Origin of the sequence: Tropicimonas sp. (assembly GCF_047971885.1) — a bacterium.
Taxonomy (GTDB): domain Bacteria; phylum Pseudomonadota; class Alphaproteobacteria; order Rhodobacterales; family Rhodobacteraceae; genus Tropicimonas.
On the sequence record NZ_JBKEAE010000164.1, the window covers coordinates 1 to 26,458 of the forward strand.

The window sequence follows — 26,458 nt, forward strand, 5'->3', positions numbered from 1 at the left end:
GCGCCGACCACCGAATGATCCTGCGTCAGCAATTCGAGCACACTGTCGCGCAACCGGTAGAGCCGGCTGTCACCCACCCAGAAGGCCATGAAATGATCGTCCGACAGCAGCAGCGCAACCACCGTCGCACCGATGGTGCCGGCGCCGGATTGCGACGATTCCGCCCGAATCCGCGCATGCGCCGCGTGAAGCGCATCGCGAACCGCGCGCATGCGGGCAGCCGGATCGCCGTTGTCGGGCGCCGTCGCGATGGCTTCGGTGACGGTCTGGCTGGCGTAATCGCCTGCGGCATGCCCGCCCATCCCGTCGGAAACGGCCCAGATCATCCGATCGGGCATGGCGAGGAATGAATCCTCGTTGACCCGTCTTACATGTCCCACATGCGTTGACGCATTATGGCGCATCCGGCGCGTCATCCTGCGGCCTCCGTTATCCAGAATGTTGACGCGGAATCGAACATCCGCGCCAATAACGCAAGGTCAGGAAGACCGGACGTTCTGAGCTGCACAACACCATTCTCGAGCTGCGAACTCCACTGGCAGCGCGATTGAACCCCACGTGTGACGATCACACCACAGCGGGCCCGATCGACGGGGGCGAGCATGCCGCTCCGGCACCGGTCGCGAAAGGCCCGCAGGGACATGGCCAGCGATTCCCGCGTCGTCGCGTCGTCGAGCGCGTCGAGCGCGATTTCCTCGAGCGCAAAAAAGAACGGCGCCTGTGCGAGATGGGCGTCGGCGGTGGCGCTCTCGGGCGCCACGGCGCAGACCAGCGTCAGGGGAAATGCCCGCCCCACCCGGTCGACCGACGGCATGATCACCCCGGCCAGGGCGTTTGTCGTCACCACCCCCGGCAGGATGGAAAACCGCCAGATCGGCGCGCTGTAGTAGCACTCCTCCCACCGGGCGCCAAGCGTCTGGCGCGCACCGGGAAAGGTGCGTTGCAGCCAGCCGTCCCACGCGCGCACGAACCCCTTCGGCGTTTCGAAGCGAAAGAAATCCCCCTGCGACGGCATCTTGCCGAAAGCGCCGATGGCACCGTGAATCACCGGAACCGGCATCAGAACGTCTGCGGGCACTTGAACTCGGTCAGCGCGGCCAGCGAAAACGGGTTGTTCACCGAACCAAGCTGAACCTGAAAGATCACGATGCGCCCGCCGATGCGGAAAATGACGCGCTTGCGGTCGGGTGCGTCGGTGCGGCGCACCTCGGCCGCGTCGAACAGACGGAACAGCGCCCACGGCCCGTCACGGCCGAACGAGCTTTCGCCATTGCTGACCGGCGGCGCCAGCGTCAGCCGCGCCATGCCCACTTGCCCCGGCCAACTGATCGCAACGGGCGTCGGGCGGCCATCGCGATGGGCAAAGCGCAGGTTCTGCCCGTCGATTTCTAGCAGCATCTCGGCCGCGCCCGGATCGAGCGCCTGCGGCGTTATCTGCAACGGCACCGCGATCTGCGGGCCGGCGGCGAAGAAGGTATCGCGAATCTGTGCCGCCCGCTGGAACTGGGTCAGAACCGCCGGCGAGATTCCCAGATCGACCCCGCCTGCCCCATTCCAGACCCACGGGTCTGCCTGGGTATCGACATGATCCCGCAGGTGCTGGTTGAAGAATCCGTCGATCAGCCCGTCGGGTGCGAAGAGTCTGGTAAAATCCTGCAAGGCGACATCGGCCTTGGCGCGCGGGGTGAAGGGATAGCGGTTGGCCAGCGCCTTTTCGCAGAACGGCAGCACCTTGCTCTGCCATTCGGCGTTGACCGAGGTGCGCGTCCCCTCGACGCCGATACCGGCGGCACCGGCGGCGATCTGGGTCGACCAGCGCGGCAACGGTTCGGGCATCTGCGAGGATGTCGCCTGAAACCGCTGGATCACCGGGTTCTGCAACACCTGACTCGCGCCACCGCTGAAGGTCAGCTTGTTCAGTTCCTGATAAACCTCGTTCAGCAGGTCGAGGTACTGATCGAGTTGCGACGGCTGGCCCTCCGGCCGGGCGACAAGCTCCTGCAACCAGCCGAAACGCCGCTCCACCTGCGTGCCGAGCGGTTGCGCCTCGCCACCGGCGGCGGCGCTGAAACTTGCCTCGACCGCTTCCTTGAGGATACGCTGGCGGACGCTCAGGCCAAGCGCAAGCTGCCGGACCGCCCCGTGCGCAAGCGCCTCGCCGCCGGCCTCGGCGGCGGCGTTCTCCGGCACGGTGCAATCCTGTGTCAGCCGGGTCTGGTCGGCCACGGATTCGAGCACGTTGGCAATGGGCGATGCCGGACTCGACAGCACGCTGGTCACCTCGACCGCCTTGTTCAGCGAATCGAGCGGGATGATGTCGAGATCGCTCAGCATCGCCTCGTATTGCTGCACCATGTCGGTAAAATAGAGCTGGAAGACACCCGCCGTGGTGGCAACGTTGGCCTCCTCGCTCTGGGCCTCGCCCGCCTCGCCCATCACCCAGGCCTCGCTGGCAAGCCGCTCGTTGACCTTCAGCGCCTCGGGAACAAAGACCTCGTGAAAGGCGCAGCGCGTGTAGATGCCGGCAATCCCGTCGCCAAGCGCCGCGCCGGACGAACGCGTCATCGCACGGCCAATGGTCGGGTTGCCGTCGGTCAGCCGCCATCTGGGAAGCGACGCAACCCGGGGGCTGTTGACGATGCTGGTGTAGATGCGGTCGGATTGCGGCATCGCCCTGAGCACCTGACGGACGCTCTCGACCAGATGGCCGTTGAGCGCGACCTCCTGCATCGGCTGGTCGATCAGCGCTGCCAGATGGCCCGTCAGGTCGCTGCGCATCTGCTCACGCGCGGCGCCCGGATAGAAGGTCTCGAAATCCCGCGCCGCCCATTCCAGCACCTGATCGCGGTTCATCGGCCCCTGAAGGCCAAGCATCAGATAGACCTTGAGCGCCTCGTAGAGACGGTCCGGATCGTTCATCGAAACCTGCATCTGTTCGTCCAGCCGCAACAGCATGCGCGGCAGCAGGTGCTGGTTCAGCGATGCCCGGTAGGCCTGTGCGGCGGCATTGCCGACCAGATCGCCCTGATAGAGCCCGAATCCCATGGCCAGCGGCGGGTCTGCCTCGTGGGTTACCGGGTTCGTCGGCATGTCGCGCAGGATATTCAGCGCCGGTACGATGGCCGGCAGGTCGGTATCGCCCACCGGATTGCCGGGAATGACCGCCGCTGCCTCCTGATAGGCGGCGGTCTGCGCTTGGGCGCCGGCGATCATCCGCTGGTTGCCCAGATAGCTGCGCGTCCACAGCGCACCGACCGCCGCCACCAGCAAAACCGAGGCGGCGATGGCCAGCCGCCGGGTCCAGCGATAGCGGCGCTCTACCTTGTCGTCGGTCGAAACCAGCCCGGCTTCGGGAAAGATCACGCCCTCGAACAGCCGGGTCAGAAAATACGAACGCCCGCTGCCCCGGCCGGCGCCGATGGCCTGCCGCCCGATGCCGAAGGTCTGCGCCATGCCCAGCATCAGCCGGTCGATCGGGTTGCCCTCCTGCGTTCCCGAGGCAAAATAGACCCCGCGCAGGATGTGGCGCTGTTCGTAGCGGCTGTCGACAAAGACCTCGGCCAACAGTTCGTTGGCAACCTGCCGGACCGATGCGACCTGGCTGGGGAAACCAGCAATCAGGCTGCACCGGCCGGTATCGGTTTCCGCCTGCATGCGTTCGAGCAACTGCCCGTTGAGCCGTTGCAGCAGGCCGCCGAATTCGGGCTGGAACTCTGCTGTCGGCGAGCGTTCGGCGCGGCTCTTGTCGAGGTCGAGCGTGAAGCCCCAGACCTGCTCGCGCGCCTCCTTGCCGAGCGGTTCGAAGCTTTCGGCAAAGCCGGCGATCAGATCGGCCTTGGTGAACAGCACGTAGACCGGAAACCGGACGCCAAGCTGCTCGCGCAACTCGTTCAGGCGGCGGCGGATCGCGGCGGCATGACCTTTGCGGGTCAGTTCGTCCTGAAGCGAAAGATCGCTCAGACTGATGGCAACGATCGCGCCGTTGATCGGCTGGCGGGGGCGGTATTTCTTCAGCAGCTTCAGAAATCCGAGCCACGCCGCGTTATCGACCTGCGCGTCGCTTTCCTGCGTCGTGTAGCGCCCGGCGGTATCGATCATCACCGCGTTTTCGGTGAACCACCAGTCGCAGTTGCGCGTGCCGCCGACACCCGCCAGCGCGTGCGCACCGTCCTTTTCTGCCAGCGGAAAGCGCATGCCGGAATTGACGATGGCCGTGGTCTTTCCCGCTCCCGGCGGGCCGATCATCACATACCAGGGCAGTTCGTAGAGGTGCCTGCGCCCCAGCTTCGACTTGCGCAGCCGCGCCAGCGCGCCGCGCAGCTTGCCCTTCATCTCGTCCAGTTCCTCCTGAACGATCTCGTCGCCCTCCGGACCGGCATCGGCGGCCTGTTCGACGATCTCCTCGGCCATGTCGCGGTCGCGCCTGCCGCGGCGCAGCGCGGCGATCGCGATCCACACGAGCGCGACAAACCACATTATGCCGACAACGACAGCGCGCGGGAAATACCCGGCAAAAGGCTGCCAGGTATCGCTGCCGATGAACGGGCTGAAGACCCAGAAGAACAGGCTGAGGATCAGCGTGACCAACGGGACGAGGAAATAGGTCGAGGCAAGGAAGCGCATCATTCGTCTCCGACCCGGACAAGCAGGATTTCGATGCGCCGGTTGCGGGCGCGCCCCTCGCGGGTATCGTTGGTGGCCAGCGGCTCCCGCTCGGCCCGGCCCTCGGCCGAGAGCCGCTTGGGATCGTCGAGATCAGGCGCCATCAGCTTGCGCACCGATTCCGCCCGCGCCAGCGAAAGCTCCATGTTCGAGGCATAGCGCGACGAGCGGATCGGCACGTTGTCGGAATGGCCGACAACGATTACCGGCCCCGGCTCGTCGTTCAGCGCCAAGGCGACGCGCTGCACCGGCTCGCGGTACTGCTCGGCCAGCACGTTCGAGCCCGAGCCGAACAGCCCCGATCCGGTAAGCCGGATGATCAGCGTATTGCCCTTGCTGTCGACCTCGACAAGCCCCTCGTCGATCTCGGCCTTCAGGAACGCCCTGAACTTCTCGGGCAGCGGTTCGGCCTGCGGCGGCGGCGGCGGGGGCGGCGGCGCCTTGATCGCGATCGTCGGCGCGATCCCGGGCTCCAGCGCCGAAAGCCTGCCGGTTATCTGCTCGGTCGCCCCGCCGAGCGCCCAGCTGAACCCGACGAACCCGGCGACCATGACCGCCGCCGCACAGCCCATGGCAATCCACACCGGACGCCACAGGGAAAGCGTGCGGTTGGGCACCTCCAGCCCCTGCCAGTGGGGCGAAAGCTCGCTGTCGACGGCACCGCGCTGTGCACGGATCAGGCGGGCGAGCCCGGCCCGGATCTCGCGGTGGCGCTCGCGCCCGCCCTGCTCGACCCGCAGCCGCCCCTCGAAGCCGAGCGACAGGCACAGGTAGATGAACTCCAGCATCTCGATATTGTTCGCCGGATCCTGCTCCAGCCGCGCCAGAAGGTCATAGAACCTGTCGCCACCCACCACCTCGCGGTGGAAGGTCGCCACCATCGACTGCTGCTGCCAGACCGAGCTTTCGCCCCATGGCGTGTTCAGCACCACATCGTCGAGCGTGGCGCAGATCGCGTAGCGGGCGACCTTGATATCCTTGGCATCGCATCCCGCCTTCAGGGCGCGGCTTTCGAATTCGCGCACCTCGCCGATGACGCTCTGGCGCAGGCGTTCGGGGTCGGCGTGCTGGGCGCGGTTGCGGATGCGGCTGACCAGCGCGAAAAGCGGCGCGGCCGAGGCGACCAGCGGGTTGAGCCCGGTAAACGACAGCGCCAGTGCCGCGAATTCGTCCGGGCCCAGCGGCCCGGGGCTGCGTGGCCGGGCCGTGGCACCAGGAATCCCGTAGCCGAAGTTCTCGTCAGGCACGGGCGTCGGCGTGGCAGTCACCGCCGGGGGTGCTTGCGGTGCCGGTTGCGCGGGCCGGCGGCCACCGGGATTGGGCCGGATAACAGTGCGTTCGCCGTCGTCGCGCTCGGAGAAAGGATCGTCACTGTTCACCCGGTCATCCTCCCGTTCAGGTTATCCCTGCCGTATCGCCCACAACTCCATACCGAGCCCCGGATAAGCGCCCGAGACATGCACCGCGATGCCGCCCGAGGTGGTCATCTTGCCCCAATAGGGGCTTTCGGGATCGAGCTCGAAATAGACCGAACCGGCGACATAGGGGATCTGGCGCGGTGCCACCGGCAACGGCCTGAGCGCGATTCCCGGCAGCGCCGAATTGACCAGCGTGCGAATCTCCTCGACCGGGCCGATCTTCGATTGCCCGGCGAAATGGCGGCGGATGTTCTCGGCCTGGGTATCGGCCGAAACCGCCAGCACGAAGCCGGCATCGCGGATCAGCTTGCGGTCGGCGATCACGCCGACCGAAATGCCGTACTTGCGTTCCTCCAGCGGGATCGAAATCGCCGTCTGCTCCAGCACGGCCGAAAGATAGCGGCGCAACTCGCGGATGACGGGGGCGAAGCTCGCTGTCAGGTCGTGATGCTGATAGGCGGGAAATTCCGGCGGGCGCATCGCCGGCGCGGTAAAGGTGGCCAGTTGCCCGGCCAGCGACACGCAATCGCGGTAGAAGGCCACCGGATGCACGTTCTCGATCCCGGCAAGGTGGCGAACCACCGGCTGCATCGCGTTGATCGCCAGCAGCAGCAGGAAATCCTGAATCTCGGCCGCGCCCTTCTTGCCGCCCTGGGTCAGCCGCCCCGATAGCGCGGTCGAACGATGGTTCAGCAGGCCTTCCAGTTCGTTCAGAAAATCGGCCAGCGGCGGCGCGGCGCGCAGATCCATGACCGTCGGGATGAAGGATTTGTCGAGCACCACCTCGCTGTCGGCCCTTACCTCGACAATCCGTGCGATGGGAATCACCAGCCGGTCGGCCAGATCGTCCACCTCCAGCGCGAATTGCAGGCGCAGCGTGCCCACCGCCAGCATTGCCGGCTTGCGCCCCGCGCCCATCGTATCGGTGACCTCCAGTTCCGCCGGGCGCAGGCGGGCCGCCGAAAGCTCGGCGCCTGTCATGTCGACCTCGGCCGCGCCCTGGCGGCGCTGCGGCACGCTCAGGTAGACGATGCAATCCTTGATCCCCGGCGGCACGTCGAGCGCCGGCGGATGGGTCTCGGCGGAGGGCACGCGGAACACCGCCCCGTCCTGGGTCAGCCCGGCGCAGGATTTGATCGCGAACTGTCCGACCTTGAGCACCTCGTCGTCGATTTCAAGCTGCGACACGCCCCAGGCATAGGGCGCCACGCGCCGCGCCAGCCCGCCGACCAGCGCCTCGGTGTGGCGGTCGGCCTGCTGAAAGTGATGGGGCTGCAGGAACAGCCCCTCGGTCCAGAGTACCTTGCTATCCCACGACATCAGCGCACCCCGCCGTCATTTCGCATCCTTCAGTTTTTCGAGCTGCGCCTGATAGGCGCGCGCGAATTCGCGGCTGAACAGGTCGTGAAAATCGTTCTCGGCCTGATCGGCGACATCGGCATAGATTTTCTCGTAGGTTTCCCAGTAGCGTGCCTTCTTTCCCTTCAGCAGCCCGCCCAATCCGCCTGCCGAGGTGATCCTGCCTTCAAGCTGGTCGGGCGCGAGCTTTTTCAGCACACCTTTCAGGGCAGCCTCCATGCCGGTCATCATCGCGATCTCGTGCGCCTTGATGTCCCGCAGCGCCTGTTCGGCGGCGGCTTCGGCCTCCAGATAGCCGCGCATCGGCGGTTTCATCATCACCTCGACCGCCTGTTCGGGGGTGACCGAAAACTTCAGCGGGTTGTTGCCGCTGGCCGAGATGCGTGTCTGGTCGATGCGGAACTCCGACTTGATCGAGGTTCGCGTCATCAGGATATCGCGCAATCCGTGGATCATGATCCGCAGCACATTGCCCAGCCGCGCCATGGTCGGGTCGGTCTCGACATCCGTCAGGTCGATATCGGCAACGCCCGCTGCCTTGAAAAACACGCCGAGCGCCGCCGCGTCGGATGCCGCATTTCGGCCAGACCCTGTCGCGCGGCGCGCGGGGCCGGCAGTCGGATTGTCCGGACTGCCTGTCGCCGGCGGCGTCGCAGGCAGTTCATCCGCGCCCGCATCGGGCTGCGGTCGTGCCACACCGCGTCTTGCCGGAACGGTATCGGTTTTCGGGGCGCGGAAGCCCGGATCCTCGTTGTCGGGGATAAAGGCGGCACCAGACATATGCGGCGCGCTGCCCTCGTCCGGTATGGCCGCAGGCCCAGGCACCGGGCCGTCCGCCGGAAAATCCAGGTCCCAGTCGTCGGGAATGGCCTGGGGCACGGCGCGCGGCAACGGCATGTGATCGTGCATCGACGGGCTGTCGAACGGCTGGCTGGCACCAAGGCCGGAATCGGGATCCGCCGCCGGCGCTAGCGGGTCGTCCTCCCCCTCGCCCAGCGGTGGAAGAAGCCCGTCGTCGCCGGGTTCCGGCCGCCTGACCCCGCGCGGGCCGACCGGCGCAGCCGGTTCACCCAGAAGCTCGTCGAGGAAATCCCTGCCGCCGGGACCGGGATCGTCGAGAAGGCTGGCCAGATCATCGTCCGCACGGGCCGATCCCGGCCCCAGCGCGCCGGTTTCGGCCGGAGGCGGCAGATCGGCGAGCGGGTCTTTGCGCATCCGTGCCGACAGATCGACCACAAGTTCGTAACCGCCGATACACAGGATATCGCCGTCGTTGAGCGGCGTCGGCACCCGGCCGAGCGGCACCTTGCCGTAGTTCAGGAAGGTGCCGTTGGTGGACAGGTCTATCACCACGACATTGCCGTTCTGGTCCTCGATCGCGCAATGATGCGACGAGACGATCCGGTCCGGGTCGGGCAGGACCAGATCGTTGTCGTTCGCCCGGCCGATGGTCAGCGCGTTCCCCACCATGGGAACGGGGCGGCCCTCGCCGGGGACGACACCTGTGGATTGAAAACGGATCACTACAGTCATTCCATTCGGTTACCTGACGTTGTTCATTTCAGCCACCCGGGTGGCCGCGTCTTTTTCTCCCGGCCTTCATGCGGGCCCGCCAAAGGGGCGCGCGATGCGGCCGTTGCCGCCTCGGGCGATGTCGAGCGCGCGGTCGATCAGCAGATCGGCCGACGCCTCGATATCCTCCCCCAACGCGTCCAGCGCCATGATGTTGATGCCGAACGCCATGTTGGCCGCAGCGCCCGGCGGCGCCTCGTAACCCTGCATCGCACCGGTCCCGAGCGAGCCCTCGGACATGACGGCGATTGTCGCGCACATCGCCGTGTCGTCATCGGAATCCGCCGCCTCTGCCGCAGCCTGTGCGGCGGCGCGGGTTTCCTCCGAGGGGCGGAAGACCCACGCCTCGGCCATGGCAAGGGCGCGCGGCAACGGGTCGATCTGCGGCCCCAGCAGGTCGCGCCCGGCAAGGCAGGCCCACCAGGTACGCTCGCGCGGCGGCAGCGCCACCGAAAGCAGCCGCAGCATGTCGACAAATGCGCCGATCCGGTCCAGCTCGCTCAGCACCGCGCTGACGGTGGCGGTCGCCGGCCCCCTGAGCGGGGTCTGCAACCTCACGTTCGCACCCGCGAGCAGGCGCGCGGCCGGCTCCTGCGGGATCTTCCTCAGTCCTTCGAAACGTTCTCCCATTCCCGCGATCCTAGTTTATCTTTATCAGACCGCCCTGAACGATCACGATACCGCTACCGGAAACTCTGGTCATCGCCGCGCTTGCCTTGAGCATCGCCTGGGCGCTGATCCTGATCATGGTTCCCTTGATCGTCACGCCTGTCTGGTCGATCTTCACCGAATTTCCACCCACCTTGAATTCGATCGACTGCATCGCCTCCATGGTGATCTTTCCGAGCGAAGTCTTTACCGAGTAATCGCCTTTCGAGATAGTAAGGGACTCGTTACCCGAATCGAGCGTCCAGCTCCGGTTGCCCTGCCTGACCTTTCCGGTGACATTTCCCGTAACCGTCTGGGTCAGCTTGCCTTCCACCGTCTCGGTCTGGTCCTTGCTGATACTGATCGTCTGGTTGCCATCCTCCACCGTGAAGGTGTGGTCGCCGGTCCGGAGGGTCTCGTCGAGATGGCGATGCACTGTCAGCGCCATGTCGCCCTTGTCCTTCTTGTCGAGCCCGACATCGATCCTCGCGTCGTTCTCGACCACCTGGGTAAAATCCCGTTCGGCGTGGAAATAAATCTCTTCGCCGCCCTTCTTGTCCTCGAAGCGCAATTCGTTGAAATTGTCGGTCGTCCCCGATTTGCTCGATCGGGTCTTGATGCCAGACTGGGTCTTGTTGCCGGGCAGCGCATAGGGCGGCATCGTGTCGGCGTTATAAACCATGCCGACGATCAGCGGCCGGTCCGGATTGCCCTCCTCGAACTGGACCACCACCTCCTGGCCGACGCGCGGCAGGGCGATCATGCCCCAGTTCTTGCCGGTCCAAGGCATCATGCAGCGGGCCCAGCAGGTCGAATTCTCGTCTCGCTTGCCGTCGCGATCCCACTGGAACTGGATGCGGATACGGCCGTACTTGTCGGTATGGATCTCCTCCCCGGCCGGTCCGGTGACGACCGCCGAATGCACGCCTGCCACCTCGGGCCAGGGCGTGCGCATGGGCGAACGGTAGGGAACGCCCTTGGGCACCGCGTTCAGACGCACGCGATAAGGGTCCTGATTGTCGTCGCCGAACAATATCGCTGCATCGGTTACCTTCGACACGCCAAGCGCCTCGGCCGATTTCGGATCGAGTTGCAGGTAATGGGTCGCCTGCGTGACCATGAACTCGGTTCCGTCCTCCTTTCGCGGCGCATCCTCGAGCGTGAAGGTGCCGCCGATGGCGATGACCGAGGCGTTGCCGGCGCCGCTCCATTGCCGGTAACGCAGCGCATTCTGCTCCATCCGGATGCGCGCGTAGCGGTCACCGTCGCCCGTATCGCCGTAATGGCCCGGGTATTCGTAGGCTTCGATCTCCCTGCGCTGGTGCGTGCCGGTTGCGATGGAAACCAAGCTTTTCAGATCGGCGCGCGGCGTCAGGAAGTTGTAATCGTTGAGCGTGACCTTGCCCGTGGTTACCCGCTGGCTGCTGTCCCATTCGAACAGGTGTTCCAGCTGCCGGCGGTTCCTGCTTTCCAGATCGATGAATGGCACGCCGCCCCCCTCGACCGGGTCGTGCGCACCTGCATCGTCCGCCAGCACAAGCTTGCCGTCGGGCTCATCAGGCGTCATGAAATAATAGATCCCCTCCTCTTCCATCAGGCGGTGCAGGAAATCGAGATCGCTTTCGCGATACTGCACGCAAAGCCCGCGCACGGGGTAGCTGTCGCTGAGCTTGTCGGTGATATCGCCCGAAAGGCCGTATTCACCCAGAACCTGCTTGACGATCTCGGGGGCGGTCATGTCCTGAAACACGCGCGAGTTTCGCGACAGCGACAGCATCCAGACCGGCGGACGAAGCTCGGCGGTGAAATGGGCAAGGCCGGCATGTTCCCCCAGAAAACCCGCCGACACGCAGAGCCCGGCGAAGGCGCGTTCGGTATCGGGGGCGTTTTCGGCCTGCCGCTTTCCCAGTTTCAGCCTGACGGTGGTTCCGACGATCTCGTTCAGGTCGATCGTCCGGTTGTTGGCGACAAATTCGATAGTGGTTTCCGTCGGACGGCCCAGTTTTTCCCCGATCTTCGCCGCGACCAGGAAAACCTCGGTCTGCGGCCAGCAGCATTCCATCCTGATCGGATAATCCGCGGCATTGGGCGGTTTAGCACTCATGACGCCTCCTTGTCCGCGCGCCGCCGGCAACGGCGCCGCGCAACGACGCAACAGATCGCCCGAAGGTCCGGATCGGATCAGCCGAACGCATAGGTAAAATCGCCCTCCCTCGCATCCACGGTGACCGAACTGACCGCCTCGTCCGACATCATCCGCCGCAGGAACTCGGCCGAAACCTCGGGCAGCATGGTGTTGGTCACGATGGCGTCGATCATCCGCCCGCCGGACTCGACCTCCTGACAGCGCGAGACGATGGTGTCGACCACCGCGTCGGTATAGGCGAACGGCACGCCGTGCCGCTGTTCGACCCGCTTCCTGATCCGGTCGAGTTGCAACACCGCGATCCGGCCGATCATCTCGGGGCTGAGCGGATAATAGGGGATCGTCACCAGACGCCCCAGCAGCGCCGCCGGAAAGACCGCGAGCAGCGGGTCGCGCAGCGCCCGGGCAATGCCCTCGGGTTCGGGCATCAGGTCGGGATCGGCGCACATATCCATGATCAGTTCCGAACCCGCGTTCGATGTCAGCAGGATGAGCGTGTTGCGGAAATCGATCATCCGCCCCTCGCCATCCTCCATCCGGCCCTTGTCGAAGACCTGAAAGAACAGTTCGTGCACGTCCGGATGGGCCTTTTCCACCTCGTCCAGCAGCACGACGGAATAGGGCTTGCGGCGGACCGCTTCGGTCAGAACGCCGCCCTCGCCATAGCCGACGTACCCCGGCGGCGCACCCTTCAGGCTGCTGACGGTATGGGCCTCCTGATACTCGCTCATGTTGATGGTGATGACGTTCTGCTCTCCGCCATAAAGCACCTCGGCCAGTGCCAGCGCCGTCTCGGTCTTGCCAACACCCGAAGTACCGGCCAGCAGGAAGACCCCGATCGGTTTCGACGGGTTGTCGAGCCCGGCACGGCTGGTCTGGATGCGTTTGGCGATCATCTTCATCGCATGATCCTGCCCGATCACCCGCCTGCCCAGGTGTTCTTCCAGATTCAGGACGGTCTGGATTTCGTTGCGGACCATCCGGCCGACGGGGATACCCGTCCAGTCGCCGATCACGCTCGCCACCGCCTGCGCATCGACGATGGGCAGGATCAGCGGGCTTTCGCCCTGAATCCGCCGCAGTTCCGCATTCGTCGCCCGCAACTCCTCCAGCAGCGCGGCGCGCTCGGCGGGGGTCAGCGGGCTGGCGGCCGTTTCGTCCGTGTCCGTCGCCTCGACCGCGACGCCCCCCTCGCGGAGCCTTGCCCGCAGCCCGAGGATACGCTCGACAACCGCCTTCTCGGCCTCCCAGCGTGCATCGAGCGCCGCAAGGCGCGTTTCCTCGTCGATCGTCAGCGCGGCAATCGCGGCGCGGCGCGCGCTCGCATCGTACCCGGCCGATTCGTCCCGGTCGATGATCTCAAGCTCGGTCGTCAGCGCGTCGATGCGCCTGCGGCAATCGTCGACCTCGGCCGGCACCGCGTGCTGACTGACGGCGACGCGGGCACAGGCGGTATCCAGAACGCTCACCGACTTGTCGGGCAACTGCCGCGCCGGGATGTAGCGCGCCGAAAGCGTCACCGCCGCCTCGATCCCCTCGTCCAGCACCTGCACCTTGTGATGCCGTTCCAGCATCGAGGCGATGCCGCGCATCATCAGAACGCCCTTCGCGACATCGGGCTCGTCGACCTGAACGACCTGAAAACGCCGGGTCAGGGCCGGGTCCTTCTCGATATGTCTCTTGTATTCGGCCCAGGTGGTCGCGCCGATGGTGCGCAGCGTGCCGCGCGCCAGCGCCGGTTTCAGCAGGTTCGCGGCATCGCCCGTTCCCGCCGCCCCGCCCGCGCCGACCAGGGTGTGGGTCTCGTCGACGAACAGGATAATCGGGTGGGTGCTGGCCTGCACCTCGTCGATGACGGCGCGCAGGCGGTTTTCGAACTCGCCCTTCATCGACGCGCCCGCCTGAAGCAGCCCGACATCGAGCGCCAGGATGCGCGCATCCTTCAGCGCCGGCGGCACGTCGCCGCGTGCGATGCGCTGCGCGAACCCCTCGACCACCGCCGTCTTGCCCACACCCGCCTCACCGGTCAGGATCGGGTTGTTCTGACGCCGGCGCATCAGGATATCGACGATCTGGCGACTCTCGTCATCGCGCCCGACGATCGGGTCCATCTTGCCGTCGCGCGCCTGCGCGGTCAGGTCGGTGCAGAACTGCCTGAGCGCCTCCTGCTTGCCCATCGCCGCCGGGGCGATGGCGCCCGAGGCCTCGCCCGGCGCGGCACCCCCGCCGCTGAACGAACCGTCCTGCGCCCGCATGCCGTCTTCGGGCGAACCGGCGACGGCATCGGCAAACCGCTCCGACAGATCGTCGCCCTTCACCTTGGCAAACTCGGCCGAAAGGCCGTGGAACATGCGCCGCAATTCGGGCGTCCTGGCCATCGCCAGTACCAGATGCCCGGTGCGTATCCGGCCATCGCCGAACATCAGCGACCCGTAAAGCCATGCCTGCTGGGTCACATGCTCCATATGGTGCGACAGATCGGTGATCGAGGTTGCCCCGCGCGGCAGCCCGTCCAGCGCGCGCGTCATGTCGGCGGCCAGTCGCGACGGATCGATGTGATAAAATCCGACGATCCGGTGCAGATCGCTGTCCGGGTTCTGCAGGATCTGGTGCAGCCAGTGGACGATCTCGACATAGGGGTTTCCGCGCAGCTTGCAAAAGGTCGTCGCCCCCTCGACCGACCGGTAGCCAAGTTCGTTCAGCTTGCCGAACAGCGCGACGCGGCTGATCTCCGACATGTCGTTCCCTTTCCTCGCTGTCCCGCAACGCCGATGCGGCGTCACGATTTCGTCACACTCTCTCCGGCTCCAGATAAAGATCACCCACCTCGGCGCGCCCGGCGGCGCCGCAAATCCAGCTCGTCAGGCCAAGCCGTGTATCGCCGCCCAGCACCGCCGCCGGCACCGCATCGCCGCGCAGAACAAGGTTCACATCCCAGTCCAGCGCATCGCCGACGAAATTCCGCACGATATCGGTCAGCCGGCGCAACGCATCGCCGCCCGGCAGAAGGCGGTTGTAGCCGTCGAGCGGCAGCGGGCCGATAACGAGGCGGAACCTGGCGGCGCGGCTCCAGACCCGGCTGCCGATGCTCGCCCCCTGCCCCAGCCCCGCCATCGCACCAAGATGCGAGCGGTCGCCGGGCTCGAGTTCCAGCCAGCAGCCGACGAATTCGCGCAAGTGTACCGGGGCGCGGAAAAAGGCCGAGACCATGGCGACCAGCACCTCGGGCGACCGTGGCCCGCCCCCCAGATGCCCGGTGAAATACCGCTTCGAAAGGTCGGGCATGGCATCGCGCCGGTCCAGCGCCCGCCCGTGCCGCCCGGCGATCGCCGCAACGCGGGAACCCATCGCGGAGTCCTCGCCCCGGTCGAGGCTCGGCGCCGGCTGGCCGGTCGTCCAGGCGCGGTAGAGCAGCGTCGCCAGCCGGTGGGTCAGCATGTCGGCAAAGCCGACGAGGGTCGAATCGCGCTCGTTCGCCAGCCGTTCGCGGGCGTATTCCGTCAGGTGCAGCGGCAATGGCCCGTTGGGGCCGAAAAAGCCGAAGAACCGGTTGCTCAGCACGCCGGGCCGGTCCTGACGCGGCGGCCGGTACCCCGCCAGCGTGGCCGGCGGAAAGGCAAGGCCGGGCTGCTGGCCGATGCGCACCGGATCGGCCGAGGGGCGGCGCGCATCGCCCAGACGGGGCGCATCGGCGAAATGCGCCTCGACGATCCGCATCGCCAGAAAGACATGCACGTCTTCCGGCGCGGCTTCGAGCCTTGCAAGGTGGCTCAGATGATCCGGGCCAGGCCCGTCCCGGGACGCCATCGCGCCACCTCCCCTCGCTGCTGGCTGAAGATTGCGGTTTCGGTGAAGGAATTGATCGAGACGTGCTTGCGAAAGAACCGCTCCAGCACCGCCCCGAGCAGGTAGATGCTCGTTCCCTCGAAATAGCTTTCGTCGAAATGCACTCCGATCTCGAGCCCGCGCACCGCTGTCGAAAGCACCTCGTCGCTCATCCGCCGGACGATCGGCCGGCTGGAGACGCGGGCGATCCCCTCAAGCTGCTGGCGCACCACCCGGTCGCCTTCGGGGGCGTAAAGGCTCAGCATCTCGCGCAACGCCCCGGCGCCGGTGCCGCCGTCGGTATCGGCGATCGACAGGTAGTTCAGGCTCAGGTGGCTGATCAGCCGCCAGGCCGCATCGCCCTGGGCCAGCGTCGGGCGCGGGCGGGTCGGCGAAACCGGCGTGCTCACCCGCGCCACCGGGCCGCCGTCGGGCAGGTGAAAAACGTTGTCCGCACCGCCTGGCAGCAGCATCGGCAGGTCGCGGTTGGTTACCAGCGCCTGCACCGCCAACTGGCGCACATCGGCGCGGTAGGGCGCGTTGTCCGCATCGACAAGCGACACGAACACCTCGGAACCGAGGTACGAAGTGCGCCCGCCGCGCAGGCGCTCCTTCTCGTTGCGCTGGCGCATCTTGCGGCTCTGGCTGTAAAAGGCGCGCCCGCCGCCGCTCATCGCGGTGAAATCGTCGGCCGAATAGAAGGGACGAAACTCGACATCGGCCTCACCCTCGCCGCTGATCCCCATGACACTCCGGATGGTGTGAACCTCGAAATCGAGCGGTGCGGTGCGGTCGGGCACGACGTGCTGCTCGTAATCGCGCGCCGTCACATGCACCCGGTCGCAGCGCTTGGGAAACAGGTTGATCGCCGGCACGCAATTCAGCCGGAAAAGATCGGGCCGGATTTGCGGGGCGATTTCGGGCTGCCCTTCGCGCAGCAGGATGTAGAGATCGACCTCGGAGCCCCTGGCCCGGACCAGCGCCGGGGTCAGCCCGGTCAGTTCGACGAAGAAGAACCGCTCGGGCATGGCAAAATATTCCTGCAACAACCGATAGCCGTCGAACGATTGTTGCGGCGTCGGCAGCAACGCCTCGTCGCACCCGAAACCGCGCGGGCGCAGGCATCCGCCCAGTGGCAGCACCCAGTCGGCCCGCCGGTCGGTGGAGCGCGCGGCGACCCCGGCACCCTGCGCGCACAAAAGCTCGTGGACCTGCCAGCTTGCCGCGCCGCGCCCGCCCAGGAACACCGTCATCCCGTCCATCGAAAGCTCGTTCAGCGGCATGCCGGCATGGCGCCGCAGCCTGAGGCGGATACCGGCCCGCGCCTCGGCGCCGCCGGCCACGCCGGCGGCCACAAGCTCGCCCCGCCCGTCGAGGTATTCCGCCTCGGAAATCTCCACCGGCCAGAGCGTCAGATCCTGCGCGGTCCGAAACACGCAGGCCGATGCCGCGCCGTCCGGCGATACCGAACGCAGGTTCGTTCCGCGGCGAAGCAGATATCCGTCCGCCAGCGCGGCATTGTCCAGATCGGGGTGAAGCTGCGCCACCATCATCGACGGCGTCGGCGCAAGGTAATGCGGATATACGATTTCCAGCAGGTTCGAGGTGAAATGCGGATACTGCAGTTCCAGTTCGAGCTGCACCCGGGCGGTGAGGAAGGCGCACCCCTCGAGCAGCCGCTCGACATAGGGATCGAGCACCTCGATCCCGTCCATGCCGAGCCGCGCGGCGATCTTCGGGTAGGCCTCGGCAAATTCGGCCCCCATCTCGCGCAGGAAGGCAAGTTCGGCCTCGTAATGGCGGAGCAGCCGGGTATCCATCGCTCAGCCCCTCCGTTCCAGGCTGACATGCCCGGTGGTCAGGTCGACCTCGGATTGCAGGTACAGTTCAAGCGGCAGCGGCTGCGCCCACATGTCGGCGCGAATATCGAAGAAGATCGAGGTCACGCTTCTGTCGCTGTCGTCCTCGCGCATCGTCACATCGACCGAGCCTGTGCGGATGCGCGGCTCGAACATCTCGACCGACCGCCTGATGGCAGCGCGGATCGCATCGGCGCGGCGCAGGGTCGAACTGTCGCCCGCCACCGGGTCGATACCGTAGTTGACCACCGAGCGGCGCACGTTCGGGTAAAGCTCCGCGTCGATCTGCGAATCGAGGTTGGTGGTGTTGAGAAGCCAGGCCAGGTCGCGCCGGACGATCTCGCGCAGGCGGCGGATGTCGATCACCCGCGCCTCGCGCCCCTCGCTCTGCCGGTGCGGCTCGTCGTCGGTCAGCCGGTCGAGAAGCGATGGTTGCAGGCGTTCGAGGATGGTCCTGTCGGCCATGGCATCAGCCCTCGCCGGGCTGCGCGGCGGGCCCCATCTGAAGGCTGCGCAGATCCATGACCGGAATGTCGCCCGCATCGGTCGCAAGCAGGCGCTGGCCGATACCGACAAAGGTTCCGGCCCCGGCATCAGCCCATTCGGTCCGGCGCGACAGTTTCGCCGCGGCATCCCCCCGCGCAGCCGTTCCGGCATAGCGCGTGGGGATCAGCGCCACCACCTCACCACCGTTCCGAAGCGTGATCTCGGCTCCCAGCCAGACCACGTCGCGCAGATCGCTCGGCGCGTCGATGCGCAACGAACGCACGGTATCGAAAGGCATCCAGAAATAGCGGCCGTTGACGATGACCTCAAGCACCGGGCCAAGCCGCATGTCGGCATCGGCGATCCAGTCGAACGGTGTATCGTCCGCCGTTCCCGAAACAGTCGCCGCCATGTCGAAGGCCCGTTCGCGCAGGCCAGCCGCCTCGGCCGCCCGTCCCTGCGCCAGTTCCTTCAGCGCCTCGGTCAGCAGTGCAACCCATTCGTTCGGCTGACCGAAGACCAGCGGAGCGCGCTCGCCGGCGAATACCGCCTCGCGAAACACCTCGCAGCGGATCGCCTCGCGATAGGTCTGCGCCATCGGAACGGCGGACGGGTCCATCGTGGCGCAGAGCTTGAGCTGGGTGACGGCCCGCTGCCAGTCGCCGGTCACGCAAAGAAGCTGGAACAGGAATATCCGCAGCTTCGGATCGGCGGGGTCGGCCTTGACCTGCGCCTGAAGGGCGTCCAGCGCCCCCTCCAGATCGTTGGCCTGCAACAGGTCTTGCGCGCGGCTGGTCAAGTGCATGGCTCCGGCATGGTGTGGAAACATCTTCCGCCGCCGTGCGCAAAGGCGCGGCGGCGGCATTCGGATCGCGGGGTCACATCGCCGCGTTGGCCGCGATATCCCACTTGAATTCCGGCTTCTCGCCTTCCTCGCCCTTGTCGGTCTGCTCGATGTATTTCACCATGCATTGCGCGAAATTCAGCGAGACGTTCTCGGTCAGCTTGTCCTCGCCGCCGGAACCGCCGGTCGAGACCGAAGTGATGAGCACCTTCTTCATGTGAATGGTCAGGTATTCGATCGGTGTCTTGCCGGCCTTGCGCACCGTCAGCTTCGCCGAGGGGAAATGATCGCCGTTGGCGCAGTAGAGCATCAGGATGGGCGAGGATTTGTCGATCCACTTGGTTACGCTGATATCCTGAAAGTTGGCCTTGCCGGCACCGCCGCCGCCGCCGGTATGGAACGAACCCGACTGGCTCATCCCCCAGGACCAGGCGAGCACGTCGATCTCGTCCTTGTGGGTCTTGTCCTGCGATTCGCCCTTAATCTCGCCCTCGATGCTGAGGAACATATCAACTGCCATAGTACTTTCTCCTTAATGTGCCGGCAGCCTCGCCGCCGTTGTGAAAAGCCGGGCGCCCGCTGGCCGGCACCCGGCCGGGCCCTATTGTTTTTCCGACGGAAGCTTCGAGACCAGCCGAAGCGAAACCGTCAGCCCCTCGAGCTGATAGTGTGGCCGCAGAAAGAACTGCGAGGTGTAGTAACCGGGGTTTCCCTCCACATCCTGGATCACCACATCCGCAGCGGTCAGTGGCTTTTCGGCCTTGGTGGCCTCGGAGGAATGCCCCGGGTTGTAGTCGACATACTGATCGATCCACTTCTTGAGCCAGACCTGCATGTCGTCACGGCTCTTGAACGAGCCGATCTTGTCGCGGACCATGCACTTCAGGTAGTGCGCGAACCGGCAGGTGGCGAACAGGTACGGCAGGCGCGCCGCAAGATTCGCGTTGGCGGTTGCGTCCGGATCGTCGTATTCGGCCGGCCTGTGCAGCGACTGCGCTCCGATGAAGGCCGCAAGATCGGTATTCTTGCGGTGGATCAGCGGCATCATGCCGTTCTTGGCCAGTTCTGCCTCGCGCCGGTCGGAGATGGCGATCTCGGTCGGGCATTTCATGTCCACCCCGCCATCGTCGGTGGGAAAGGTATGCACCGGCAGCCCCTCGACGGTGCCGCCCGATTCGACGCCCCGGATACGGCTGCACCAGCCGTAGAGCTTGAACGACCGGGTGATGTTGGTGGCCATCGCATAGGCCGCGTTGACCCAGGTGAAATACTCGGATTCCGAATTGCCCGTCTCTTCCTCGAAGGCGAATTCGTCGACCGGATCGCCCTTGGCCCCGTAGGGCTGGCGCCCGAGGAAGCGCGGCATGGCCAGCCCGAGGTACTTGCTGTCCTCGCTCTCGCGCAGCGACCGCCAGGCGGCATATTCGGGGGTCTGGAAGATCTTGGTCAGATCGCGCGGATTCGACAGTTCCTGCCAGCTTTCGAACTGCATCAGCGAGGGATCGGCGCCGGTGATGAAGGGGGCGTGCGCGGCAGCGGCCACCTTGGCGATCTCGCCCAGAAGCTCGACATCGGCCGGGCTGTGGTTGAAGTGATAATCGCCGACCAGGCAGCCATAGGGCTCGCCGCCGAACTGGCCGAATTCCTCTTCGTAGAGCTTCTTGAAGACCGGCGACTGATCCCAGGCGGTGCCCTTGTATTTCTTCAGCGTCTTGTGAAGATCCTTCTTCGAGATGTTCATCACCCGGATCTTCAGCATCTCGTCGGTCTCGGTGTTGTTCACCAGATGGTAGAGACCGCGCCAGGCGCTTTCGAGCTGCTGGAACTCGTCATTGTGCAGGATCCGGTTGATCTGATCGGTCAGCTTGCGGTCGATCTCGGCGATGATCGATTCCATCGACATCAGCACATCGTCCGAAATGACGGTGGCGTTCTCCAGCGCCTGTTGCGCCAGCGTCTTGACCGCGGTCTCGACAGCGGATTTCGCGCTGTCGGTCCGCGGGCGAAACTCCCTTTGCAGAAGCGATGAGAAATCGGATTCGACTGTCTCTGCGGCGGCTGCGCCGGCAGCGGCGGCGGTTGCTTCTTCGGCCATGGGTTACTCCTTGTCCTCGGCTGCATCCTTCGGCGCGGCCTGCGCGGCGAGCGACTGCATCAGCGCCGGATCGGCCAGCACTTTCGACATCAGGTCCTCGGCGCCGGGTTTGCCGTCCATATAGGTCATCAGATTCGAAAGCTCCTTGCGCGCGTCCAGCAGCGCCTTGAGCGGCTCGACCTTTTCGGCGATGGCGGCGGGGCTGAAATCGTCCATGCTCTCGAAGGTCAGATCGACCGACAGATTGCCCTCGCCGGTCAGCGTGTTGGGTACCGAAAAGGCCGCGCGCGGTTTCATCGCCTTCATGCGGCTGTCGAAATTGTCGATGTCGATTTCGAGGAACTTGCGGTCGGCGACCCCCGGCTGCGGAACCTCGGACTTGCCGGCAAGGTCGGCCATTACCCCCATGACGAAGGGCAGTTGCACCTTCTTCTCGGCGCCGTAGAGCTCGACGTCATACTCGATCTGGACCCTTGGTGCACGGTTTCGTGCAATGAACTTCTGTGAACTGGACATCTCGCGTCTCCTGTCGTTGTCAGCTTTGGTCACCGTTTTGGTTCCCGGCGCCGGGCAGGCGCCTCACACTCACCACCCGTCCGACGATTCATCCTTCTTCGGCGCGGGCGCGGCGGAATCGCGTGCCGCCCCGGCGCTTTCGTCCAGCCCGCCGATGACCTTCACGTTGCTCACCCCTGCGGGGGCCATGTCGTTCATGATTGTCATGAAATCCGCCCCGACCAGTCGCCTGGCGCGCCGCAGGAAGATCGGCACCGGGCTGGAGGGTTCGGCACTGGCGTAATAATCGACAATCCGGTCGAGCGCTGCGATCACGTCGCGCGGCGAGGTTATCCCGCCCGGCGCTCCGCCCGTGGCTGGCGCAGGTACTGCCGGGGCAACCGGCACCGTGCCCCAGTCGTCGGCTTCGGCCGGCGCGGGTGCGGCGATGTCCTGCGGCGCCTCCTGCACCAGGCGCGCCACGATGCGCCCGAGGAGTTTCTGCAACTCGCCCAGATCGGGCCCCCGCCCCGGCGTGCGCTCGCCGAAGATGCGGTCGACCTCGTTCACGTCGTCGAGCGCCCGGCGCGCGGCATCACGCATCTCCACCAGCGTCTGCGGCTCGGTATCCCTGAACGCGGCGGCAATCGACGCGGCGTCGGGCAGGCTTTCGCCCGCGCGCGGCGCAACCTCACCCTCCTGGAGCATCAGGTCGCGCAGGCTGATCCGCCCGAAGGTCCGGCTGGCGGTGAGCGGCGCCAGCCGCAGCGCCGGCAGGACCGTCCCGGGCCCGGCCAGATCGCGGATCGCGTTCACCCGCATGGTCGGGTCGTTGTCGTCGTCGGCGTCGAGCTGCGGGTGGCACGTATCCCAGTAATCGCTCAGGCAGGCACGGATATAGCCGGTCGCCCCGGCAAGGCCGGCAATTCCGTTGCGCCGCAATTCGGCGTGCGCCAGATGGACCGCCGCCCGCAGGTCGTGACTTTGCGACAGCACCTCGTGAGCCCGGGCGATGATTTCCTTGTAGTCGGGCTCCTCGGCGGCGACGATCTCGTTCCCGCGCTGCCGCTCCTCACCGGGCTGCGCGGCGATCTCCAGAGCGGTGAAAACCGGCTCGTACTCCAGGTTCACACCGCTGGGGGCATCGGCACCAAAGCTGGGAACTTCGATTGTCACATCATCCCCCACGGGCAACGATTACGGCAAGGTTGCGCTTGCCCGGAACCTGCTGTCACCTGCTACGAAAACCTGCTGATATTGTTTACGATATCAGAACGAAAAAACGAATCCAGTCTTTCGCACTGCCCTAGGGTAAGGAATCCCTTACTCAAGAACAGAAAGCTTGACGATAGCCCCTTTCAGGGTACTCAATGTTATAAGTATAGGCGCTGAAAGATAGGAAACATGCGCATGTCGGCAAGAATTATCCGATTTCTTGCGCTATACTGCTGTGCACTGGTGGTCGGCGGGATGCAAGACGCAGCCGCCGCCGAGGCGACGCTGGGTATCGAGCTTAACAAATTCGAAGCTGCGGAGCCCGATGGATGTCGCACTTATTTCTTATTCAGAAACAATAGCGACACAACTTTCGAGGGTTTCGAGATGTCGCTGGCGATCCTCGACAGCAACGGGGTGATCGATCAGCTTCTGACGATCGACGCCGCCCCGCTGCCGGTCGCGCGCACCACGCTCAAGCTGTTCGAAATTCCCGACCTCGCCTGCGACCGGATCACCGAGGTCCTGCTGCACGACATGCCGTTGTGCAAACCGCAGAACGCCGACGAAATCGACTGTTTCGACATCATGGAGCTTTCGAGCAAGACCACCGCGCGCTTCGCGAAATAGGCCATGGAGGCGCTGCTCTCCACGCTGACACGCGGCGGCCCCATCGTCGGGGTGCTGATCGTCATTTCGCTTTTTTCCCTGACGCTGATCGTGATGAAGCTGCTTCAGTTCCGCGGCACGCTGTCGGGCGACCGGCAGCGCGAGGCAGCCTATGCGCTGTGGTCCCGGGGCGATCGCGTCGGCGCAATGAAAGCCGTCGAAGGCGGCGGTTCCCCGGTGGACCGGATGCTGCTGGCTGCGATGTCCGGGCTCAGGGCCGGCCATCAGGGCGGTGCGCTCGATACCGAACTCGAATGGCGCGGCAACAGCGAGGTCGAGGTGCTGAGCCGCCATATTCGCACGCTCGAACTGATCGCCATGATCAGTCCGCTGCTGGGGCTGCTCGGCACCGTGCTGGGCATGATCCACGCCTTCCAGGAGCTTGCACTGGCCGAGGGGGCGGCAAATGCCTCACTGCTGGCGGCGGGCATCTGGCAGGCGCTGCTGACCACGGCGGCGGGGCTTGTCGTCGCCATTCCGGCGGCAATCGCGGCCAGCCTTTTCGCCTCGCGGGTCGACCGGATCACCACGGCGATGGAACGCGCGGTTGGCCGGCTGATTGCGGTCGACCGGCAACGGCACTGAAACGCAAGGGGGAACGGAAAGGGCAGTATGCGCCTGAAACACGCGGATAGTGGAAGTTCGCCGATATCGCTCGTCGCGATGATCGATGTGCTGATGATCATGCTGGTGTTCTTCATGGTGACCTCGACCTACCTTAACCTGCGGATGATTCCGCTCGCGCGGGGCGGTGGCTCCCCGCCGCTCTCCGCATCCGTCGCCAGCGAGGGCGCCGCCGCCGCGCCGCTGCTGATCCGGCTCGACGCGGCGGGGCGACCCCACATTCGCGGGCGCGTCCTCTCCTCCGCCGATCTGCGCGATGCGCTTGCCGCCTTCGCCGGCGCCTCGCCCGATGCGCAGGTTATCGTGCTGCCCTCGGGCCGCGCCCATACGCAGGCACTGGTATCCCTGCTCGACACCGCCACCGCCGCCGGAATCCGGCGCCTCAGGATCGTGCGGCTGGAGGGCGGCCCGTGAAGCTTGCCCGCCCACGCAGACGCGACCGGCCCGAACCGATCATCGCGCTGATCGACGTGGTGTTCTTCCTGCTGGTCTTTTCCATGCTGGTCGGCCGGATGGATGCGACGGCACCGTTCGAGGTGACCCCCGCAACCTCGTCCACCGGCTCGATCATGCCCGGTGGCGGTACGACGGTTTCGTTGTCGTCCGACGGAGTACTGGCGCTGAACGGAAGCCGGACCGGCAGCGGCGCCCTTCTCGACACGCTGGCCGAAACCTTGCGGAGCCGGCCCGACACGCTTGTCCGCGTCAACGCGCACCGCGATTCCGCAATGTCGGAATTGCTTCCGCTGATCGCGCGCATCGAGGCGCTGGGGGCGAACGATATCGTGCTGGTGGTCACGCCGGGCGAAACACGATGAGCGCCGCGCCCCTTCGCCTGCCGCTGGCCGGCGCGGTTTCGCTGGGCGCCCACGCGGCGTTTCTCGCGCTGCTCGCCTTGCTGTTGCAGCCCGATGACCTGCACCCGCAAAAGCTGCCGCGCAGCGCAATCGAGGTGGCGGCACACGCGGTGCGGCAGGAGACGGCGGAGGAAACAGCACCGGAAACAACCCCGCAGGAGCCATCGGGAACGGCCGGACGCCCCATCGCGCGGGGTACCATCCGCACCTCCACCGCCCGACCCGCCCGGCCCGATGCCCGGCGCCTTGCCCACGCAAGCACGGCCACGGCGCAGGTGATGAAAAGCGCCGCCGCACCTGGCGAAACACTGGTCGCAACCCCTGCGCCGGCGATGCGCCAGAACGACATTCTGCCCGCATCCGGCAGGCTGCCGGCGATTGCGCCGCCGGCAAAAACCTCCCTCGCCGGACTGGCCGTCGCGGCGGAGGCCCTGCCTGCGGCAAAGGCGCCTGCCGGGCGGATCGCTTCGCCGGCGCAGATCGCAGGCCAACCCGCCGCAGGGATCGACAGCCCGACACAGGTCACCCTGCCCGTCATCGCAGATCGCGGGCGGGAAGCTGCCGCCCTTGCCCCCTCCCCGACCCGCCCCGACGATCTGCCGCCTGCGGGCAGGACGGCGCCGCCCGAAGCCATCAGCGCGGTGCCGGGCCGTGAAGAGCGGCCGGCGGCGGCGCGTCTGGCATCGGCCGCCACGGCGGACAGGGCAGCGGCCGTCAGCGGCGTGCCGCCCGCTGCACTGCCCGTGGCCGCAACACTGGCGTGGAGCGGTGCGGACACGATCGTCTCCGATCCGCTGTCGCTGGCGGCCATCGAAAGCTTCATGCGCCCCGGCGATCTGCGCGCCGGCGGCACGGTGCGCGACGGTCTGACGGCGGCATTGGCATCGGTTCCCTGCGCGCGTCTGCAAACCGTTTTCGACCCGGAAAGCGGAACGCTGGAGTTGCGCGGGCACATCCCGGAAAGCGGGATACGGACACCGCTGATGGCCCGCCTCAGGGCCGAGATCGGCACCTCGATCCCGGTTGCCGACAGGTTGCAAATCCTGCCGCGCCCGCAATGCGCGGTGCTGACCGGCATCGCCAATGCCGGCCTGCCGCAATCGACCGACCAGATCACCAACCCTCGCATCGTGGGGCAGGATTCCCACGTGCGCGAATTTCGCTATGTCTCGGGGCAGCGGCTGGAAATGGATCTGACGGCGCCCGACTACGACGCATTCGTCTATGTCGATTACTTCGACGCGCAGGGACAGGTTCTGCACCTGCAACCCAACGCCATCGTACCGCTGGCAATCAGCCCGGCACGAAGCACGCTCAGCCCCGGCCGGTCAACCGGTGAACGGCCGGCGCTCGACCTGACCATCGGGCCACCTTTCGGGCAGGAGATCGTCGTCGCCTTTGCGGCCTCCGATCCGCTTTATGAAGGGTTGCGCCCGATCGGCGAACCGGCGGGCCCCTATCTCGACTTCCTGAAGCAGCGCATTGCCGGGGCACGGCGCACCCACCCCGGGTTCAAGGGTGAATGGGTCTATTTCCTCGTCTCCACGCGCCCCGGTCAAACCGGCGGTCATACGGACTGAGCGTTCGCGAAAGAGAGGTATGCTGGACGAAGCTGTCGTTCGGACGGGAGCGCAAGCCGCACCAGCGCATGGCCGTGGACAGGCGCTCCTGACGGTAGAACGAA

General features: G+C 66.0%; 22 protein-coding genes. 5 read left to right on the forward strand and 17 right to left on the reverse strand.

The features are described from left to right. The 17 genes from ACK5IR_RS13810 to tssA all read right to left on the reverse strand — a co-directional run. Nucleotides 1–338 (reverse strand): PP2C family protein-serine/threonine phosphatase (locus ACK5IR_RS13810; protein ID WP_416929755.1); only part of this gene is annotated, 338 nt, incomplete at its 3' end. 74 nt (nucleotides 339–412) lie between these two features. Beyond that, the gene (tagF, locus tag ACK5IR_RS13815) at nucleotides 413–1,078 is read right to left on the reverse strand and encodes a type VI secretion system-associated protein TagF (protein ID WP_416929756.1); all 666 of its coding nucleotides are present in this window, start codon (nucleotides 1,076–1,078) and stop codon (nucleotides 413–415) included. Continuing rightward, nucleotides 1,060–4,623 (reverse strand): type VI secretion system membrane subunit TssM, encoded by a 3,564-nt coding sequence (gene tssM, locus ACK5IR_RS13820; RefSeq protein WP_416929757.1) that lies wholly within the window; start codon nucleotides 4,621–4,623, stop codon nucleotides 1,060–1,062. Before tssM ends, tagF begins: the two co-directional genes overlap by 19 nt. Further along, complete coding sequence (gene icmH / locus ACK5IR_RS13825; RefSeq protein ID WP_416929758.1) at nucleotides 4,623–6,041, reverse strand: type IVB secretion system protein IcmH/DotU; 1,419 nt, start codon at nucleotides 6,039–6,041, stop codon at nucleotides 4,623–4,625. Before icmH ends, tssM begins: the two co-directional genes overlap by 1 nt. A 21-nt stretch (nucleotides 6,042–6,062) precedes the next feature. Continuing rightward, nucleotides 6,063–7,400, reverse strand: coding sequence for a type VI secretion system baseplate subunit TssK (tssK, locus tag ACK5IR_RS13830; protein ID WP_416929759.1), 1,338 nt, complete (start codon nucleotides 7,398–7,400; stop codon nucleotides 6,063–6,065). A 15-nt stretch (nucleotides 7,401–7,415) separates the two neighbouring features. Further along, nucleotides 7,416–8,972, reverse strand: coding sequence for a type VI secretion system-associated FHA domain protein TagH (gene tagH / locus ACK5IR_RS13835; protein ID WP_416929760.1), 1,557 nt, complete (start codon nucleotides 8,970–8,972; stop codon nucleotides 7,416–7,418). A gap of 66 nt (nucleotides 8,973–9,038) precedes the next feature. Beyond that, complete coding sequence (locus ACK5IR_RS13840; protein ID WP_416929761.1) at nucleotides 9,039–9,641, reverse strand: DUF6931 family protein; 603 nt, start codon at nucleotides 9,639–9,641, stop codon at nucleotides 9,039–9,041. A 10-nt stretch (nucleotides 9,642–9,651) separates the two neighbouring features. Further along, nucleotides 9,652–11,763: a type VI secretion system Vgr family protein gene (locus ACK5IR_RS13845; protein ID WP_416929762.1), complete on the reverse strand. Its 2,112-nt coding sequence runs from the start codon at nucleotides 11,761–11,763 to the stop codon at nucleotides 9,652–9,654. Between the two features lie 77 nt (nucleotides 11,764–11,840). Next, on the reverse strand, nucleotides 11,841–14,543 hold the full coding sequence (gene tssH, locus ACK5IR_RS13850) for a type VI secretion system ATPase TssH (protein WP_416929763.1): 2,703 nt from the start codon (nucleotides 14,541–14,543) through the stop codon (nucleotides 11,841–11,843). Nucleotides 14,544–14,595: 52 nt separating this feature from the next. Beyond that, complete coding sequence (gene tssG, locus ACK5IR_RS13855; protein ID WP_416929764.1) at nucleotides 14,596–15,612, reverse strand: type VI secretion system baseplate subunit TssG; 1,017 nt, start codon at nucleotides 15,610–15,612, stop codon at nucleotides 14,596–14,598. Beyond that, the gene (gene tssF / locus ACK5IR_RS13860) at nucleotides 15,576–17,450 is read right to left on the reverse strand and encodes a type VI secretion system baseplate subunit TssF (RefSeq protein WP_416929765.1); all 1,875 of its coding nucleotides are present in this window, start codon (nucleotides 17,448–17,450) and stop codon (nucleotides 15,576–15,578) included. Before tssF ends, tssG begins: the two co-directional genes overlap by 37 nt. 3 nt (nucleotides 17,451–17,453) lie before the next feature. Next, on the reverse strand, nucleotides 17,454–17,954 hold the full coding sequence (tssE, locus tag ACK5IR_RS13865) for a type VI secretion system baseplate subunit TssE (RefSeq protein WP_416929766.1): 501 nt from the start codon (nucleotides 17,952–17,954) through the stop codon (nucleotides 17,454–17,456). A gap of 4 nt (nucleotides 17,955–17,958) precedes the next feature. Continuing rightward, nucleotides 17,959–18,774, reverse strand: coding sequence for a type VI secretion system accessory protein TagJ (locus tag ACK5IR_RS13870; protein WP_416929767.1), 816 nt, complete (start codon nucleotides 18,772–18,774; stop codon nucleotides 17,959–17,961). Between the two features lie 79 nt (nucleotides 18,775–18,853). Further along, nucleotides 18,854–19,339 carry an Hcp family type VI secretion system effector gene (locus ACK5IR_RS13875; RefSeq protein ID WP_416929768.1) on the reverse strand — a complete coding sequence of 162 codons (486 nt, stop codon included), beginning with the start codon at nucleotides 19,337–19,339 and terminating at the stop codon, nucleotides 18,854–18,856. 81 nt (nucleotides 19,340–19,420) lie between these two features. Continuing rightward, nucleotides 19,421–20,914 (reverse strand): type VI secretion system contractile sheath large subunit, encoded by a 1,494-nt coding sequence (tssC, locus tag ACK5IR_RS13880; RefSeq protein ID WP_416929769.1) that lies wholly within the window; start codon nucleotides 20,912–20,914, stop codon nucleotides 19,421–19,423. Nucleotides 20,915–20,917: 3 nt separating this feature from the next. After that, the gene (tssB, locus tag ACK5IR_RS13885; RefSeq protein ID WP_416929770.1) at nucleotides 20,918–21,430 is read right to left on the reverse strand and encodes a type VI secretion system contractile sheath small subunit; all 513 of its coding nucleotides are present in this window, start codon (nucleotides 21,428–21,430) and stop codon (nucleotides 20,918–20,920) included. Between the two features lie 69 nt (nucleotides 21,431–21,499). Next, complete coding sequence (gene tssA, locus ACK5IR_RS13890) at nucleotides 21,500–22,585, reverse strand: type VI secretion system protein TssA (RefSeq protein WP_416929771.1); 1,086 nt, start codon at nucleotides 22,583–22,585, stop codon at nucleotides 21,500–21,502. Nucleotides 22,586–22,879: 294 nt separating this feature from the next. On the opposite strand from tssA, the gene ACK5IR_RS13895 reads away from it, so the two are divergent. Genes ACK5IR_RS13895 through ACK5IR_RS13915 form a run of 5 tightly spaced genes read left to right on the forward strand, consistent with a single transcriptional unit; the run spans nucleotide 22,880 to nucleotide 26,354 of the window. Continuing rightward, nucleotides 22,880–23,254, forward strand: coding sequence for a hypothetical protein (locus ACK5IR_RS13895; protein WP_416929772.1), 375 nt, complete (start codon nucleotides 22,880–22,882; stop codon nucleotides 23,252–23,254). Between the two features lie 3 nt (nucleotides 23,255–23,257). Beyond that, the gene (locus ACK5IR_RS13900; protein WP_416929773.1) at nucleotides 23,258–23,878 is read left to right on the forward strand and encodes a MotA/TolQ/ExbB proton channel family protein; all 621 of its coding nucleotides are present in this window, start codon (nucleotides 23,258–23,260) and stop codon (nucleotides 23,876–23,878) included. A 27-nt stretch (nucleotides 23,879–23,905) separates the two neighbouring features. Then, a complete protein-coding gene (locus tag ACK5IR_RS13905; RefSeq protein WP_416929774.1) occupies nucleotides 23,906–24,331 on the forward strand; it encodes an ExbD/TolR family protein in 426 nt (141 codons plus the stop codon). Then, nucleotides 24,328–24,735: an ExbD/TolR family protein gene (locus ACK5IR_RS13910; protein ID WP_416929775.1), complete on the forward strand. Its 408-nt coding sequence runs from the start codon at nucleotides 24,328–24,330 to the stop codon at nucleotides 24,733–24,735. Before ACK5IR_RS13905 ends, ACK5IR_RS13910 begins: the two co-directional genes overlap by 4 nt. After that, nucleotides 24,732–26,354, forward strand: coding sequence for a DUF4384 domain-containing protein (locus ACK5IR_RS13915; protein ID WP_416929776.1), 1,623 nt, complete (start codon nucleotides 24,732–24,734; stop codon nucleotides 26,352–26,354). The genes ACK5IR_RS13910 and ACK5IR_RS13915 overlap by 4 nt, the downstream gene beginning before the upstream one ends. Nucleotides 26,355–26,458: the final 104 nt, after the last annotated feature.